This is a genomic window from Shewanella psychromarinicola (genome assembly GCF_003855155.1).
GTDB lineage: Bacteria > Pseudomonadota > Gammaproteobacteria > Enterobacterales > Shewanellaceae > Shewanella > Shewanella psychromarinicola.
This window is the reverse complement of the sequence record NZ_CP034073.1, coordinates 4500251-4516947: the sequence shown is the minus strand read 5'-3', so window position 1 is coordinate 4516947 and position 16697 is coordinate 4500251. Positions and strand designations below refer to the sequence as shown.

The window sequence follows — 16697 nt, the reverse complement described above, 5'->3', positions numbered from 1 at the left end:
TTCTAGCATAAGGACATAAGGTTATGACTACACAACCCGATATTCTTGAACATATTATAGGCCACACGGCTATTTTGACCCTGAATAATCCGCCAGCCAATACTTGGACCGCTGACAGTTTACAAGCGCTGAAACACACAGTGCTTAAGCTAAACTAAAACAAAACTATTTATGCTTTGGTGATCACAGGTCAAGGGGATAAATTTTTTTTCAGCAGGTGCAGATTTAAATTTGTTTGCCGACGGCGATAAAGTCAATGCAGCTTCCATGGCGGAACATTTTGGTGAAGCGTTTGAAGCCTTAAGTGCGTTTCGCGGTGTGTCGATTGCTGCCATTAATGGTTTTGCCATTAGCGGTGGATTAGAAGTGGCGTTAGCTTGCGACTTACGTATCGCTGAAGCGCAAGCGAAAATGGCATTGCCTGAAGCATCAGTAGGATTATCGCCTTGCGCCGGTGGAACCCAAAACTTAACCGCATTAGTTGGCGAAGGTTGGGCTAAGCGGATGATTTTGTGTGGTGAACTTATTGATGCCACTAAAGCAGAGAAAATCGGTTTAGTTGAAGAAATGGTCGAAAAAGGTCAAGCATTGAATGCCGCTGTTGCTCTGGCAGCTAAAGTAGCTAGACAGTCACCTTGCAGTGTTAACGTATGTAAACCTCTTATTCAAGCTGGGCGCACAATGGCGCGTACACAAGCGCTGCCGCTTGAGCGTGAGCGGTTTATTGGTTTATTTGATACTGAAGATCAAACTGAAGGTGTGAATGCCTTTTTTCAAAAACGCACCCCAAAATGGAAGAACGGCTAATGACTCAAGATGTAATATTTCAAACATTAGGGACGCTATCAGGCCAATCAATTGGTGTGGTCACGCTCAATATCGAAAAAGCGCTTAATGCATTGAATCTCGACATGTTGCAAGCCATGCAAGCGCAGCTAACTCAGTGGCAGCAGGACGATAGTATTGCTTGTGTGGTAATGGATGGTGCAGGCGACAAAGCCTTCTGCGCGGGGGGGGATGTGCGAGCGATTTATCATGCTGCAGTGGCAAACCCGAATAACTTGACCGCAGAAGCCGGTGATTTTTTTACCCAAGAATATCAGCTTGATTATTTACTGCATCAATTCGGTAAACCCGTATTGGTGTGGGGCGACGGTATTGTGATGGGCGGCGGGTTAGGATTAATGGCGGGTGGAAGTCATCGAGTTGTCACTGAACGCAGCCGTATTGCGATGCCAGAAGTCACCATTGGGCTATACCCTGATGTAGGCGCTAGCTACTTTTTAAATCGTATGCCGGGTAAAACTGGGCTGTTTTTGGGCTTAACGGCTTACAACATGGGGGCAGCAGATGCGCTGTATGTTGGCTTGGGTAATCATTATCTTAATAGCGATGAAAAAGAGCCATTTTTCGATGCCATGGCTGAACTGGCTTGGAGTCAAGATAGTGAGCAGAATCATCACTTATTGAGTGACTTGCTCACTGGCATGACTCAGCCGCATTTAGCATCGCTGCCAACCAGTGCTTTGCAACAATTTCAAAGCCAAATCGATTTATTAATGGCCGGTGACATTCTTGATGTACATCACCAATTATCAACCCTAAATACTGAACTTGATTGGCTTAAACGAGCACAAAAAACCGCATTAGCTGGCAGCCCGATTAGTTGGCATTTAATTTTTGCTCAGGCAGCATTGGGTACCGATCTTAGCTTGGCAGAATGCTTTAAATGGGAGTTAGGCGTGAGCGTTAATTGTTGCTCCATGGGTGATTTTTGCGAAGGCATTCGAGCATTATTGATAGATAAAGACCGAAGCCCACAATGGTTGTTTACTGATGTAGAGGCTGTGGAAGCAAACAAGATTGCCCAGTTAGTTGCATCGCCTTGGGCTGCAGATAAACACCCATTAGCAAGCTTTAATTAAAAAGGATGAGCAATATGGCAACAGTAGCATTTATTGGTTTAGGTAACATGGGCGGCCCAATGGCGGCCAACTTAGTTAAAGCCGGCTTAACCGTTAAGGTGTTTGACTTAAATCCGGCGGCAGTAGAAGCCTTAACTGCACAAGGTGCATTAAGCGCCAAAACGGCGTGTGGTGCAGCGGCATCGGCCGATTTTGTGATTACCATGCTACCTGCAGGTAAGCATGTGCGCAGTTTGTATTTAGGTGATGACAACAATAAAGGCCTACTAGAGGTGGTGTCAAAACAGGCATTATTAATTGATTGCTCTACCATCGATGCCGATAGTGCCCGTTTAGTGGGTGCTAAAGCCGCCGAGAAAGGGATTGAGTTTATGGATGCACCAGTCTCTGGCGGCACGGCAGGCGCTGCAGCAGGCACCTTAACCTTTATCTGTGGCGGGACTGACCAAGCTTATCAACAAGCGCAAACGGTGTTGACGGTTATGGGCGGCAATATTTTCCATGCTGGCGCGGTAGGGGCAGGTCAAATTGCCAAAATTTGTAATAACATGCTGTTGTCTGTGTTAATGGTCGGTACCAGTGAGTCATTACAATTAGGTTTGGATAATGGCTTAGATCCTAAAGTGCTATCTGATATCATGAAAGTCAGCAGTGGCGGTAACTGGACCTTAGAAAAGTATAATCCATGCCCTGATGTGATGGAAAACGTACCGTCGTCTAACGATTATCAAGGTGGCTTTATGGTTGACTTGATGGTCAAAGATTTAGGCTTGTCGCAAGAAGCGGCAGTCGCCTCTAATTCAAGCACACCAATGAGTTCTCTGGCTCGTAGCTTATATGTTAATCATGCTCGTCAAGGCCATGGTCGTCGCGATTTTTCGAGTATTTTTGAACAATTTTCAAAGAAAAAATAAAGGATTCAGTTGATGGAATTAAAAGATAAGGTTGTCGTCATTACTGGCGGAGCAGGTGGACTAGGTCTGGCAATGGCGCACGATTTAGCTGCTCGAGGGGCTAAATTGGCGCTTATCGATGTTGATCAAACCAAGCTTGAAGAAGCCTGTGCTGATTTAGGTTCAACAACTGAAGTACAAGGCTACGCCTTAGACATTACTGATGAAGAAGATGTCGTCGCTGGCTTTAAATATATTGTTGAAGATTTTGGTCAAGTGAATGTGTTAATTAACAACGCCGGTATTTTACGTGACGGGTTAATGGTCAAAGCCAAAGAAGGCAAAGTGATCGACCGCATGTCGTATCAGCAATTTCAATCGGTGATCAACGTAAACTTAACCGGCACTTTTTTGTGTGGTCGCGAAGCGGCTGCAGCCATGATTGAAACGGGCCAAGCTGGGGTGATCATTAATATTTCTAGCTTAGCTAAATCCGGTAATATGGGGCAGTCTAATTATTCGGCGTCTAAAGCTGGCGTAGCAGCCATGTCCGTAGGCTGGGCCAAAGAACTCGCGCGCTATAACATTCGCAGTGCCGCCGTTGCCCCAGGTGTTATTGCTACTGAAATGACCGCCGCCATGAAACCAGAAGCGTTAGAACGCCTTGAAAAAATGGTTCCAGTTGGCCGTTTAGGTCAGCCAGAAGAAATTGCTTCAACGGTGCGTTTTATCATTGAAAATGATTATGTGAATGGCCGAGTGTTCGAAATTGATGGTGGTATTCGTTTATAAGCGATGATATCTGCTTTAAGTTTGTTATGATGCTGTCACGCCAAGCTAATACTATTCGTATTAGCTTGGCGTTATTTTTTCACTCTTTAGGGATGCTATTACGTGGCCAAATTAGAATTTCTGATCAAAAAAATCATGTTAATTGTTGGAGTGCTAGGGGTGATAATCATCTATGGCGGTTTTTTGTATTTATTCTTTTCCGATCGTTCAACGGCTGCTTTACCGTGGTTTTTACTTATCTCACCTTGGATTTGCGTCTACTTTGGTTTAACACATGTGCAGCAAGTGGCTGTAATACAATGGTTTGTCAATAAATTCACCTTTAAAAACAACGCTAAGTAGCCCCGTTTATGTCTGCTCTATCAGCGTTTTTATCGCGGTTTTCTATTCCCCTGTATACCATGATAGCCTTGGTTGCATTTGCGGCTAACTCAGTATTGTGCCGCATGGCGTTATCATCGACCCAGCAAACAACGCCATTAATTGACCCAAGCAGTTTTACGGCCATTCGTTTGACCACAGGTGCCTTGGTGTTGTGGTTATTAATGTTATTGCGACCAAGTAAAACCGACACTAATAACTCCACTCGCCGAGGTAGCTTGTTTGCTGCGGGATTACTGTTTATCTATGCTGTGGCGTTTTCATACGCTTATGTACTGCTCGACACCGCTACTGGTGCGTTGATTTTGTTTGCCGCAGTGCAAATTAGCATGATGGTCATCAGCCATATTCAAGGTCAACGACTGACGTTACTCGAGTTCATTGGGGCATTATTGGCTTTTGCTGGCTTTGGCTATTTAGTGTTACCTGGGGTTAGTGCTCCCTCACTCACCGGCTTAGTGTTAATGGCCATCAGTGGCTGTGCATGGGGGGGCTACACTTTATTGGGTAAACAGTCTCGCCAACCGCTATTCGACACTGGATATAATTTTATTCGGACCTTGCCGTTGGTTATGGTGATGATAGGCGCAGTATGGTTGCTGTCCGTGTTTGCCGTTACCGAACCAATGAGCCACTTCATATTATCACCATTAGGGATCCTACTGGCCATCTTGTCAGGCGGGGCGGCATCCGGTGTCGGGTATGCATTATGGTATCAAGCATTACGTGGGTTAACATCAACCCATGCCGCGGTATTACAGCTGACCGTTCCCGTCATTGCAGCCTTAGGTGGCGTGTTGTTTTTAGGTGAAACGATCAGTATTCATCTTAGTATCTCAGCCTGCATCATTTTTTTAGGCATAGCATTAGTCATTTTAGCTAAGCCAAAACAAATCAAAATTTAATAGATTAACTCAATAAAACAAACGATTAACGAGGTTATATGAGCAATTCAACAGCGTATCCTATTGGTACTCCAGGGCAAAAGTGGACCGATGCTGACAAAAGCCAATGGTTAGCACAAGTGACGATAAAACGTTCATATCAAGATGAAGTGGTGAGTAAATTAACCCCGCTGGCCGCTCAGTTTGAACAAGTACAATACGGCGCGTTATCTTATGATGCCGACAAATACCCACTGTTTGCGTTTAAATCTCAGCAGTGGGATAGCAATAAAAAAACCATTCTCGTGACGGGTGGTGTGCATGGATATGAAACCAGCGGTGTACAAGGTGCGATTCAATTCTTAGCCACGAAAGCACAACACTATGCTCAATATTTCAATGTAGTCGTAGCGCCTTGCATCAGTCCTTGGGGTTATGAAACTATTAATCGTTGGAATCCTAAAGCCATCGACCCTAATCGTTCTTTTTATCCTAATAGCCCAGCAGAAGAGTCTGCTGCACTGATGGCATTTGTCGCAACACTGGGCGATATTTATGCGCATATTGACCTACATGAAACTACCGATACTGACGAGCTGGAGTTCAGACCGGTATTATCTGCTCGCGATGGTGTTGAATACGACAAAGGTATTATTCCTGACGGTTTCTACCTTGTCGGTGACAGTGACAACCCAACACCCGCATTTCAAAAAGCGGTTATCGACTCGGTCTTAAAAGTGACTCATATTGCTCCAGCAGATGATAAAAACCAACTTATCGAAGTGCCGATTGAACAATTTGGGGTGGTTAACTATCCGGTTAAAAAACTCAGTTTATGCGCCGGCATTACAGTCAATCACTTTAACACCACCACCGAAGTCTATCCCGATAGCCCACTTGTCACCGTTCAAGAATGTAACGACGCTCAAGTCGCTGCCATCATTGGTGGATTGGATTATATTGTTGGTTATTTGAAGCTTTAAAAACGATGGCAAGCGATGACAAGCGATGACAAGCGGTCAAAGCCTAGAGACTAGGGCGGACTGCGTCCTGCTAGATCGCTGCGCTGCTATAAAAGCGGAGAAGAGCGGGATGACAAGCGATAGCCGGCGATGACAATCGATGACAAGCTGGCAGTGCCTAGAGATTAGGGCGGACTTCTTCCTGCTAGAGTCGTTTCGCTGTGCTGTTTGCTTTTATAGCATCTAGCCGCGCAGCGTCCTAGCAGTGCAGCGCTCTAGGCTCTTGCTATAGATTTTATAGCCTCTAGGCTGTTGAAGCTTTTACCGTCAACGCCGGGTTAGTGTTTGCTTTTGTGTTGTTATCGATATCGGTCCATTTTAGGTTGATAAATAGCCCGAAAATCCTTACAATATTGCGCTTCGTATTTACCTCGGCTTTGCCGTATGCCAGTTTCAATATCATTTTTTGCTTGCTTGGGTCGTCTAGACGTCAACTCAAACGATTACACGATAATTTGATATGGGCTTTAACACACAACACGATTTGGAATTTCATTTTGATTACAACAGCTAACATCACGATGCAGTTTGGCGCAAAGCCACTGTTTGAAAACCTATCAGTTAAATTTGGTGGCGGTAATCGCTACGGTTTAATTGGCGCGAATGGTTGTGGTAAATCCACCTTTATGAAAATCCTTGCCGGTGATTTAGAGCCTTCAAGCGGTAACGTCTCGATAGATGTTAACGAGCGCATGGGTAAATTAAACCAAGACCAGTTTGCTTACGAAAGTTTTTCAGTCATTGATACTGTGATCATGGGCCACAGAGAGTTGTGGAAAGTGAAGCAAGAGCGTGACCGTATTTATTCTTTACCTGAAATGAGTGAAGAAGACGGTATCAAAGTGTCTGAGCTTGAGATGGAATTTGCTGAGATGGATGGGTATACCTCGGACGCTCGTGCAGGCGATTTATTGCTTGGTGTGGGTATTGCCACTGAGCAACATTTTGGGTTAATGAGCGAAATCGCTCCTGGTTTCAAATTGCGGGTGTTATTGGCGCAAGCATTATTCTCAAATCCAGATTTATTGTTACTTGACGAACCGACCAACAACTTGGACATCGATACTATTCGCTGGTTACAAGACATGTTGAACCAACGTAACAGCACCATGATTATTATTTCCCATGACCGTTACTTTTTAAACTCAGTGTGTACCCACATGGCTGACTTAGATTACGGTGAACTGCGAGTGTTCCCTGGTAACTACGACGAATACATGATGGCTGCACAGCAATCACGTGAACGTTTAATGAATGACAACGCGAAGAAAAAAGCGCAAATTGCTGAATTACAAACCTTCGTAGCACGCTTCTCGGCTAACGCATCGAAAGCGAAACAAGCCACATCACGCGCTAAGCAAATTGATAAAATTAAACTTGATGACATTAAAGCATCAAGTCGCGTCAACCCCTTTATTCGTTTCGAGCAAGACAAGAAATTGTTTCGAAATGCACTGGTCGTCGAAAATTTAACTAAAGGTTACGACAAACCCTTATTTAGCAAACTGAACTTAATGGTTGAAGTGGGTGAACGTATTGCTATTTTGGGTCAGAACGGTATTGGTAAAACCACCTTACTACGTACTTTAGTGCACGATATTCCACAAGACGAAGGGACTATTAATTGGTCTGAAAATGCCAATCTTGGTTACTACGCCCAGGATCATGAAGCTGATTTTACTAATGACATGACTTTATTTGAATGGATGAGTCAATGGCGTAAAGAAAACGATGACGATCAATCTGTTCGCGGTATTTTAGGCCGTATGTTGTTTGGCGCAGATGACATTAAAAAATCCGTTAAAGTGTTGTCCGGTGGTGAAAAAGGCCGTATGTATTTCGGTAAACTTATCATGCAAAAAGCCAATATTTTGTTACTCGATGAACCAACCAACCACATGGATATGGAATCAATCGAGTCATTAAATAATGCGCTTGAAAAGTACGAAGGCACATTGATTTTCGTCTCCCATGACCGTGCATTTGTATCATCATTGGCCACACGTATTATTGAAATCACCGACAAGGGTATTAATGATTTCAAAGGCACTTACGACGAGTTATTGGCGAGTAAAGGTATCGACGCTTAATTGTGGTTTTATAGCCAGTATCGTTTATAGCCAATACTAACGAATTAACATCATTAGCCCTGAACAAATGTTCGGGGCTTTTTGTTTTTATTTACCTGCCTAAGTCATATACTCTAGTGTTATAAATCAATGGTATTACCCAGCACAGGCATCTATTTTATGAGCATCACCCTCGAACAAGCCGCATCAACCTTGAATGAACTCAAATGTCGTACTAATTTTAATATTAAGAATGTTACCGAATACATGCTCCCTGAGTTAAAAGAACCGGTTTATTTGCATGTGGAAGGACAAACGCCATTACTGATTATCCGTCCGGCATTTGAAATTTTTTCGACAGAATTGGCGACCATAGATGGCGTACACGCAAAATATGATTATTACCATAATGCGCAAATGACCCGATTTCCAACCCGTCGAAACAAAGGCTTAAATGAAATTCACTATGGTCTAGCATTTCGGTTTGATACCACAGATGCAGTTATTCTATTTATCAATAGACTGATTGAAATTGTAAAAGGATAAGTTGACTCATTAGGAGCGCGATAGGCCATGACAGAGCAATTTAATATTAATCAGTTTAATTGTTCCATTAGCGGTATGGGACAGACCCTTATTTGGGCCCATGGCTCAACCGGCAGCATTCAAAGTGAAGATGCGATTGGTTTATATGCCTGGCATCGATTTCCCAAAAAGTTACAGCTTATTCGTTATGACGCCGTTGGTCATGGCTTGTCTTCAGCCGGTAAGTGCGTTGAAGACTATTTATGGCCAGAACTGGCGAATGACATGATAAGCATCGCCACGCATTTAAGCGCGCCATCAGAGCTTATTTTAGGCGGTCAATCAATGGGCAGTGTCACGAGCTTATATGCTGCATTGAAGTATCCAGAAAAAGTAAAAGGATTGATCCTGATGAACCCGCCCACAGCATGGGATGCACGGGCGGCACAAGTGGATATTTACCCTAAAATGGCCAAAGCAGCGCGTATTTTTGGCGGTAAAGGGTTAGCCAGGATAAACGCCAAACATTGGGGAAAAATGCTACCAAGTTGGCTGATTAATGGCCACGAACACAGTGTGCTGGGCACGTTAGACGGATTAAAATTGATGACACGTCAAACGCTTGACCGACTGTTTCGCGCAGCCGCCCTCAATGATCTGCCAAATAAACAACACATTGCCACATTGACTATGCCAACCCTGATTTTAGCCTGGGAGGGTGATAAGGCTCACCCCATTGAGACCGCCATTGAGTTGCATAAAATATTACCACATTCGACGTTACACATTGCTCACTCGATAGATGATGTCAATGAATGGCCAAAATTGATCAGTGAATTTTGTCTCAATAACGACAACAATGGGAAAGAACGATAAGAACCTAGATGTTAAATAGCTTCGCTACTAGAGGCTAGAACGCTTCGCTGCTAGAGGCTAGAAAAGCGGAAAGATTGAATGGACCTAGATGCTAGATCGTTTCATCTAGCTGTTACTTGCTTGTATAGTAGCGCAGCGATCTAGCAGGACGAAGTCCGCTCTAGCCTCTAGGCTTTAATTGCTTGTCACCCCAGCATCGCTCTTACCTGAGTACCAAGGCTACTTGGTGCAGTTTTGCAATAAGGCCACAAAAAAATCGCTGCCTTTACGCTCTGCAAAAGCAATATTCCGCTCAGGAATGGATTCGGGGTCGGTATAACTTGCTAACGCTATTTCCATACTGGCTTCACGGATAATATGCAGGCAAGGGTAGGGAGAACGATTGGTAAAATTAGCCGGACTGTCTTGGGGTTCACCTTCAAAGCAATAGTCTGGGTGAAAACTGGCGAGTTGGTAAATGCCTTCATAACCTTGCTCAATCAATTCATCATTTGCATAATCGACTATGTCTAAATAAGGGTAGAAACCTTCAAACCCACGAGGCAGAATAAACAGTGTGGTTTCAGTTTGAGGATGATTGTCCAAGTATTGGCATTCTTGTATTAACGCATTAAGCACTTTTGCTACTTTAGTTTCTTCAATGGCAACATAACGAATGCTGGCACGTTCCACCTCTCGACGGGCAAACGGGCAAATGTTGTATTTCATAATGACATCTTTCACCCATTTTTCAGTGTGAGTGAGGCATTCATGTGGTTCCATTACGTAACCTTTTAACCCTATTTAATGGTTCAGTGAGTTGTGGGTGGCAACATCATTGGGATAATCGATGCTACTAATAATAAAGCCATTGTGACATTAAAAATACGTTGTTGGCGCTCATTTTTAAGTAGCCGTTTTAGCGCCACCCCAAATCCAAGCCAGACAATTGCACAGGGAAATGCCACACACAAAAATACGCTGGCAATGGTAATCACTTGGCCATTGAGCTCTTGCTGCACTGAGGTAAATGTTGCAATGGCGCCGACAGCCATGATCCAACCTTTTGGATTCACCCATTGAAACGCAGCCGCTTGCAAAAAACTAAACGGTTTACTCACCGGTTTGCCTTCCATTTTACTGCTGCTATTGGCAATGAGCCATGATAGGTAAAGTAGGTAGCTGATACCAATCACTTTAATCACAATATGGATGAAGGGATAAGCTTTAAATATTGCGCTTAATCCAAGCCCGACGGCCAATATCATGGTCGGAAAACCTAAGCTTATACCCATTAAGTGAGGAATACTTCGCTTAATACCAAAGTTCACTCCAGAGGTCATTAACATAATGTTGTTCGGGCCAGGAGTAATGCCGGCAGAAAAAGCAAATAACGCAATGGCGAATACTAACTCCATGAAAGGGTCTCTGTAGTGGATTAATAAGCTATTTTGATAAGTCGAATTCTAGGGGAAATGAATGATTCACCATAATGATTTTTTTAACGCTTGCTTAAATATATCGTTTTAATATTAACACAACGGCTATTTATTCATTAAGCTGTTGTTATAAGTTAAGTAAATTATTAGTGACTCAGTGTAATCGTAGATCGTTACTATCAAGCAACAAGGCCAGAGTTTCTCTCTGAGCTCGTTACTTGAGCATTTCGATAATAACCAGGTAGGTTAATAACTGACATCTACTTCGTAAGATGAAAATTTACGGATATTAATCACCCCTGTATCAAAAATAAGATATTGGCCTTTAATGCCTTGTAAAATACCGCTAACTTCAGCAATTTTATCGAAATTATGCGACTTTACTTTAACTGGGAATTGCGTGATCGGATAACTTATGGCCTGAATATTAGCGTCTAGGCGTTCAATGACAATATCTTGATGTTCGGCCGCGAGGGCTTGCAGTTTATCTTCAATTAACGGGATAAGCTGCGCAGCTTGCTCTACCAAATCGACATCATCATTATGACCTTTTAGCATCGCTTGCCAATGGGTTTTATCATTAATGAATTTTGCCAGTTCAACTTCAATTAAGCCCGACATTTTACGGGTAGACACTTTAAAAATAGGTAAGCCTTGAGTCGCGCCTTGATCTATCCAACGGGTTGGGATTTGAGTATGGCGGGTAATACCTACTTTAATGCCTGAAGTATTAGACAAATAGACATAATGTGGCACAAAGCAATTTGACATGCCCCATTCTGGTTCGCGGCAAGTGCCTTGATCAAAGTGGCATGTTTCTGGTTTCATTATACACAGGTCGCAACTGGCCAGTTTTGTCATGCATACATAACAATGGCCCTGAGAATAACTTTTCTTGGTTTTTTTACCGCAGTTGCTGCAAAAAATATTACCCGTATGAGTCATGGTTAATGACTTACCAATAAGCGGGTTAAGCGCTAAACGCGCTTCTCCGACAGGTAAATGATACTCCACCTCATGATCATCATTGAGGTGGGTTTTTAGTTTTGATAGCGTTCCAAACATGGTTAATCCATTTATCGTCATTATTATGTGGCAGTTTAGCAGATGATGAAAACGGATTTTAGCCTTAATTTGCCTCGTTTGTTTTTGCCTTAAACGTTAAATTCAACTTATGCTAATTTACTGAGCTTATCTAATACAACATCATCACCCATTTCATAAAGTGATGCCGTGATTTGCTCCTCTTGAGCGGGGTCGGTTAAGCCAAATGCCATTGTCGCTCTAAATAACGCAATGCCTGTGTGGCTGGCCGTTTCGTATTGGCTACTAAACTGTTCAATGTTTACGCCTAACGCATTCATTTTATTAGAGATGTGCAACACAATCCCGGGGCGATCGTATGCGATTAAGTTGTAATACAGATGCTTAATCGGTTTCGTGCTTAAGGTGGTTTTAGCAAAGGTTAAGGCTAAGCCGTCAATGCATTCTAAGGCGTCAACTAATGCATCCCATTTTAGTGCTGGGACTTCTAATTGTAATATCGCGGCAAAAACGCCGTCTATATGGCGCATTTCCGAGTCTAGCCAGTTGCCATTATGTCGGCTTACTACATTGGCTATTTGTTCTACTAAGCCTTTTCTATCAGGTGCTTGAAGAGTAATAATATAACGCATCATTCGATATTTCTCCTATAAATAATGTCTGTAACACAACTGTCATCTTTACGTCATATAATCTCAGCCACTTAAGGTTGTGTTATGTTTTTATTGCTGTCTTACAACAGGTTTACTGTTGTGTTACTACAATTTATTTAGAGACTAATGGATAACTAATAGACAGTTATTTAGTCATAAATATTTATTGTTAGCATAGTAGACTGCACAATCAAAGCGCTAATTATGGCATCGATTAATTATTAGAGGTTCTTAATGGAAAGTCAGGTCAATCAACCTGGTTCTGCTGAAAAAAGTCTACTCGTTGATAGACATGCAACCCGCAGAGCATTTAAGGATAAAGCAGCTGAGATTGGGGTAACCATCGGTGGCACCTTAGTGTTTGTCACTTTGTTATTAATATTTTTCTATTTGCTGTATGTCATCAAGCCCATTTTTGATGGTGCAGATATAGAACCTGTTACGAGTGTCAGCTATCAACATGCTGATGCTAAAACCTTAATGGTCGGCAGTGATGAACAAAACGAAGTGCTATATCGGGTGACCAAATTGGGTACTGTTGATTTTTATTCAGCCGCGAGCGGTGAATTAATTTCGTCTTTTACTCCTAAACTTCCTCAAGGTGCAACGGTAACTAGCAGTACCAAATCAAGTCCAAGCGAGCAACGCTTCGCATTAGGGCTAAGCAACGGTCAAGTGATTGTTGTCGGGATTGAGTTTGGTTTGACCTACCCAGACAATCAACGTCTGATTACCCCTTCTTTACGTTATCCAATGGGGGAAGCGCCATTAACCATTAATCGCGATGGTGCTGTGTATAATCTGGTGTTTGATTATAGCGATAGTCGCATGAGCTTTGCTTATCAAGACAAAAATGGTGCTTGGAAGCTAAATCGCCAAGAAGGCGAAGAAAACATGATGACTGAAGAAGTTGAATGGTCATCGGTTGAAGTCTTTATTGAAGATGCGCCAAACGATGTCGTATCAGTATTAATGACTCCAGATCATCGTCAGCTTATTTTGAGCGCGAATAACAAACTATTTATTTACAACACTCGTAATGCACACTCTGTAGAGTTGCTTCAAGTCGTTGATGTAAAAAAAGTTAATGCTGATGTTAAGCAAGTGAATTTGCTTGCGGGTGCCAGCTCGATTTTAGTCAGTTATGACAGTGGCATTGTGAGTCAGTACTTCCAAGTAAATAGCGAAAAAGGGCGTTTATATGAGCAAATTCGTGAGTTTGATGATATTGCTCCAGTGAGTGTTATGGCGACAGAGTTTTATCGTAAAAGCTTTGCAGTCTTAAGCCCTGAAGGTGAGTTAACCCTGCTTTATACTACCAGTGAACGAGAGTTATTCGACGAGAAGTTTCAGTTAACTAACCCTGGGGAAATGAGCTTTAGCCCGCGTTCAAATGCCTTGGTGATTGAAGCCGATAACAAACTTAACCTTTTCTCTGTTGAAAACAGCCACCCAGAAATATCATGGAGCGCGCTGTGGGAGAAAGTGTGGTACGAAAGTTACCCTGAACCACAATATGTATGGCAATCGACGTCTGGTTCTGACGACTTTGAAGCTAAGTTGAGTTTAATGCCGTTAGCATTTGGTACCATGAAAGCCGCTTTTTACGCCATGTTGTTTGCGGCGCCATTAGCGATTGCCGGTGCCATTTATACCGCTTACTTTATGACGCCAAAAGTCCGCAACGTGGTAAAGCCTACCATTGAAATTATGGAGGCATTACCCACGGTTATTTTGGGTTTCTTGGCAGGATTATGGCTAGCGCCACTGATTGAAGATAACTTACCCGGCATAGTGGTGTTGTTGTTGTCAATGCCCATATCAATACTCATCACAGCATTTGCTTGGAGTAAATTGCCACAAACGTGGAAGCATCGCCTACCAGAAACATATCAAGAACTGATGTTATTGCCAGTGATTATATTTGTCGGTTGGTTCTCATTTACGATTAGCCCTGTCATTGAAGTGGCATTATTTGACGGTAATACTCGCCAGTTTATTACCAACGATTTAGGCATTACCTTTGACCAACGTAATGCGCTTGTTGTGGGGATTGCCATGGGTTTTGCGGTTATTCCAACAATATTTTCGATTGCTGAAGATGCTATTTTCTCCGTACCACGTCATTTGTCAAACGGCAGTTTGGCATTGGGTGCAACAAACTGGCAAACCCTGACCAAGGTGGTATTGCTTACCGCCAGTCCGGGTATTTTCTCGGCCATCATGATGGGCTTAGGCCGTGCAGTGGGTGAAACCATGATTGTGTTAATGGCAACCGGTAATACCGCAATCCTTGAGTGGAGTGTGTTTGAGGGTATGCGTACCTTAGCGGCAAACATTGCCGTAGAAATGCCGGAGTCGGCCATTGGCAGTACGCATTACCGTGTATTGTTCTTAGCCGCCTTTGTATTGTTCGTGTTCACCTTCTTCTTTAATACCATTGCAGAAGTTGTTCGCCAACGTTTACGCGAACGTTATAGCTCACTGTAAGGAAAGATGATGACTCAATTAATGATTATTTCGCCAATCGCCTTGAGAGGTTTGTGTAATGGGTAAGTGGTTTAAATCAGGTTCACCGTGGATTTGGATGACCGGTGGTGCCGTTAGTATCAGTTTAATTGCCGTTCTAGGCTTATTACTGTTAATTGCGTGGCGTGGCTTGAGTTACTTCTGGCCTGCTGATGTTTACCAATGGCAACTTGAAAACAATAATGGCGTTAAAAGCACCCTTATTGGTGAAATTTATAACCGCGAAGAAGTGCCTACGGAACGGTTAATTTCAGCAGGTCATAAATTTACCAAGCACCCTGGTGAGTTTGTGACGCGTTACTTGGTTAAAACAGGTAACCGTGAGTTTGTGGGATTAGATTTTCGTTGGATTTTAGCAACAGATATCGTTAGCCGTTCAATGCCTGCAGATGTTGCTAAGCTTGAGCGCACACAAAATGGTAATTTTTACGGTTACCCCGTTGCGGTTATTGAAGACGGTAAGCGTTTAGCGCTCAATGATGAAGCTGCGATTGAAACGTCATTGATGGGTCATATAGATCGTGCGGTTGCAATTGCTGATGAAGCATTAGCGTTGCAAAAAAGTGACATTGGCTCAATTAATTATCAAATGGAGCGTCTACGTTTAAAAGAGCGTGGTTATGAGCTAGAGGGTGAATTAACTGATGAGCTTAAAGCTGAGGTGGAAGCGCAAGTTGAACAGCTTCACCAAAACTACTTAGTCCTTGAAAAAGACTTGTTTGCCTTACGCGCTAAAGCCGCCCGTGATTCTGTTGTCGTCAAAGATATGCGTGGCGTTGAAGTCACCTTGCAACTGGACTCTATTTTAGACGTCAGCTATGTCAATCACATGAGCTTGCTCAGTAAAGTTGGCCACTGGTTTGTTGGTATTGGCCGCTTTGTCAGTGACGATCCCCGCGAAGCCAATACTGAGGGTGGGGTGTTCCCCGCTATTTTTGGTACCGTTTTTATGGTGATGCTAATGGCGGTTATTGTAACGCCATTTGGAGTCATTGCCGCGATTTACCTTCATGAATATGCTAAGAAAGGCCCTATTACCAAGCTGATCCGCATTGCGGTTATCAATTTGGCCGGTGTACCGTCAATTGTTTACGGTGTCTTTGGTTTAGGCTTCTTTGTCTACATGATGGGTGGCTCAATTGACCAATTATTTTTTCCAGAAGCATTGCCTTCACCAACATTTGGCTCTCCAGGGGTACTTTGGTCTGCATTGACCTTAGCTATTTTAACCTTGCCAGTGGTGATTGTATCAACTGAAGAAGGCTTAAGCCGGATTCCAAGTGCGGTTCGTCAAGGCAGTTTGGCTTTAGGTGCCACCAAAGCCGAAACCTTATGGCGTATTGTCATCCCAATGGCGAGCCCAGCGATTATGACTGGTTTGATTTTAGCTGTAGCACGTGCTGCCGGTGAAGTGGCGCCGTTAATGTTGGTTGGTGTGGTAAAATTAGCGCCAACATTACCGATTGATATGAATTTCCCGTTTGTGCATTTAGAACGTAAGTTTATGCACTTAGGTTTCCATATTTACGATGTAGGCTTCCAAAGCCCTAACGTTGAGGCTGCACGTCCCTTAGTGTATGCAACTTCGTTCTTATTAGTATCTGTAATTGTTGCCCTTAATTTAACCGCTATTAGCGTGCGCAACCATTTACGTGAAAAATTCCGTTCGCTAGAACATTAATTAGC

At 43.1% G+C, this 16697-nt stretch carries 15 protein-coding genes and 1 pseudogene; 12 read left to right on the top strand and 4 right to left on the bottom strand.

Annotated elements, in window-relative coordinates:
- The first annotated feature begins 23 nt into the window (after positions 1–23).
- The 10 genes and pseudogenes from EGC80_RS19660 to EGC80_RS19615 all read left to right on the top strand — a co-directional run bounded on the left by EGC80_RS19660 (position 24) and on the right by EGC80_RS19615 (position 9367).
- A pseudogene (locus EGC80_RS19660) lies at positions 24–807 on the top strand (enoyl-CoA hydratase).
- Positions 807–1925 carry an enoyl-CoA hydratase/isomerase family protein gene (locus tag EGC80_RS19655; protein WP_124011843.1) on the top strand — a complete coding sequence of 373 codons (1119 nt, stop codon included), beginning with the start codon at positions 807–809 and terminating at the stop codon, positions 1923–1925. Before EGC80_RS19660 ends, EGC80_RS19655 begins: the two are co-directional and overlap by 1 nt.
- Positions 1926–1939: 14 nt before the next feature.
- The gene (mmsB, locus tag EGC80_RS19650; protein ID WP_101032222.1) at positions 1940–2839 is read left to right on the top strand and encodes a 3-hydroxyisobutyrate dehydrogenase; all 900 of its coding nucleotides are present in this window, start codon (positions 1940–1942) and stop codon (positions 2837–2839) included.
- Between the two features lie 12 nt (positions 2840–2851).
- Entirely contained in the window at positions 2852–3610 is a 759-nt protein-coding gene (locus EGC80_RS19645) for an SDR family oxidoreductase (protein WP_101032221.1), read from the top strand.
- A 135-nt stretch (positions 3611–3745) separates the two neighbouring features.
- Complete coding sequence (locus tag EGC80_RS19640) at positions 3746–3952, top strand: hypothetical protein (protein ID WP_101034701.1); 207 nt, start codon at positions 3746–3748, stop codon at positions 3950–3952.
- Positions 3953–3960: 8 nt separating this feature from the next.
- The gene (locus EGC80_RS19635) at positions 3961–4896 is read left to right on the top strand and encodes a DMT family transporter (RefSeq protein WP_206191816.1); all 936 of its coding nucleotides are present in this window, start codon (positions 3961–3963) and stop codon (positions 4894–4896) included.
- A gap of 38 nt (positions 4897–4934) precedes the next feature.
- A complete protein-coding gene (locus EGC80_RS19630) occupies positions 4935–5858 on the top strand; it encodes a M14 family metallopeptidase (protein WP_124011842.1) in 924 nt (307 codons plus the stop codon).
- A gap of 536 nt (positions 5859–6394) precedes the next feature.
- Positions 6395–7987, top strand: a complete 1593-nt coding sequence (locus EGC80_RS19625) for an ABC-F family ATPase (RefSeq protein ID WP_101032219.1) — start codon at positions 6395–6397, stop codon at positions 7985–7987.
- Positions 7988–8146: 159 nt separating this feature from the next.
- On the top strand, positions 8147–8512 hold the full coding sequence (locus tag EGC80_RS19620; protein WP_164839502.1) for a hypothetical protein: 366 nt from the start codon (positions 8147–8149) through the stop codon (positions 8510–8512).
- A gap of 27 nt (positions 8513–8539) precedes the next feature.
- The gene (locus EGC80_RS19615; protein ID WP_124011841.1) at positions 8540–9367 is read left to right on the top strand and encodes an alpha/beta fold hydrolase; all 828 of its coding nucleotides are present in this window, start codon (positions 8540–8542) and stop codon (positions 9365–9367) included.
- Between the two features lie 219 nt (positions 9368–9586).
- On the opposite strand, the gene EGC80_RS19610 is transcribed toward EGC80_RS19615, so the two are convergent.
- The 4 genes from EGC80_RS19610 to EGC80_RS19595 all read right to left on the bottom strand — a co-directional run bounded on the left by EGC80_RS19610 (position 9587) and on the right by EGC80_RS19595 (position 12464).
- Complete coding sequence (locus tag EGC80_RS19610; protein WP_124011840.1) at positions 9587–10129, bottom strand: DUF1415 domain-containing protein; 543 nt, start codon at positions 10127–10129, stop codon at positions 9587–9589.
- 29 nt (positions 10130–10158) lie between these two features.
- On the bottom strand, positions 10159–10764 hold the full coding sequence (locus EGC80_RS19605) for a LysE family translocator (protein WP_101032215.1): 606 nt from the start codon (positions 10762–10764) through the stop codon (positions 10159–10161).
- Positions 10765–11031: 267 nt separating this feature from the next.
- A complete protein-coding gene (locus EGC80_RS19600) occupies positions 11032–11850 on the bottom strand; it encodes a DUF2797 domain-containing protein (protein WP_101032214.1) in 819 nt (272 codons plus the stop codon).
- Between the two features lie 107 nt (positions 11851–11957).
- Positions 11958–12464, bottom strand: coding sequence for a glycine cleavage system protein R (locus EGC80_RS19595; protein ID WP_124011839.1), 507 nt, complete (start codon positions 12462–12464; stop codon positions 11958–11960).
- 252 nt (positions 12465–12716) lie between these two features.
- Here EGC80_RS19595 and EGC80_RS19590 point away from each other — a divergent pair, with 252 nt between their 5' ends.
- Together EGC80_RS19590 and pstA are read left to right on the top strand one after the other, a co-directional pair.
- Positions 12717–14972: an ABC transporter permease subunit gene (locus EGC80_RS19590; RefSeq protein WP_124011838.1), complete on the top strand. Its 2256-nt coding sequence runs from the start codon at positions 12717–12719 to the stop codon at positions 14970–14972.
- Between the two features lie 58 nt (positions 14973–15030).
- Positions 15031–16692 (top strand): phosphate ABC transporter permease PstA, encoded by a 1662-nt coding sequence (pstA, locus tag EGC80_RS19585; protein ID WP_124011837.1) that lies wholly within the window; start codon positions 15031–15033, stop codon positions 16690–16692.
- The last annotated feature ends 5 nt before the right edge of the window (positions 16693–16697 follow it).

Coding starts and splice junctions, on each gene's coding strand:
- EGC80_RS19655 (WP_124011843.1), top strand. CDS start 807: ATGACTCAAGATGTAATATTTCAAACATTAGGGACGCTATCAGGCCAA.
- mmsB (WP_101032222.1), top strand. CDS start 1,940: ATGGCAACAGTAGCATTTATTGGTTTAGGTAACATGGGCGGCCCAATG.
- EGC80_RS19645 (WP_101032221.1), top strand. CDS start 2,852: ATGGAATTAAAAGATAAGGTTGTCGTCATTACTGGCGGAGCAGGTGGA.
- EGC80_RS19640 (WP_101034701.1), top strand. CDS start 3,746: ATGTTAATTGTTGGAGTGCTAGGGGTGATAATCATCTATGGCGGTTTT.
- EGC80_RS19635 (WP_206191816.1), top strand. CDS start 3,961: ATGTCTGCTCTATCAGCGTTTTTATCGCGGTTTTCTATTCCCCTGTAT.
- EGC80_RS19630 (WP_124011842.1), top strand. CDS start 4,935: ATGAGCAATTCAACAGCGTATCCTATTGGTACTCCAGGGCAAAAGTGG.
- EGC80_RS19620 (WP_164839502.1), top strand. CDS start 8,147: ATGAGCATCACCCTCGAACAAGCCGCATCAACCTTGAATGAACTCAAA.
- EGC80_RS19615 (WP_124011841.1), top strand. CDS start 8,540: ATGACAGAGCAATTTAATATTAATCAGTTTAATTGTTCCATTAGCGGT.
- EGC80_RS19610 (WP_124011840.1), bottom strand. CDS start 10,129: ATGGAACCACATGAATGCCTCACTCACACTGAAAAATGGGTGAAAGAT.
- EGC80_RS19605 (WP_101032215.1), bottom strand. CDS start 10,764: ATGGAGTTAGTATTCGCCATTGCGTTATTTGCTTTTTCTGCCGGCATT.
- EGC80_RS19600 (WP_101032214.1), bottom strand. CDS start 11,850: ATGTTTGGAACGCTATCAAAACTAAAAACCCACCTCAATGATGATCAT.
- EGC80_RS19595 (WP_124011839.1), bottom strand. CDS start 12,464: ATGATGCGTTATATTATTACTCTTCAAGCACCTGATAGAAAAGGCTTA.
- EGC80_RS19590 (WP_124011838.1), top strand. CDS start 12,717: ATGGAAAGTCAGGTCAATCAACCTGGTTCTGCTGAAAAAAGTCTACTC.
- pstA (WP_124011837.1), top strand. CDS start 15,031: ATGGGTAAGTGGTTTAAATCAGGTTCACCGTGGATTTGGATGACCGGT.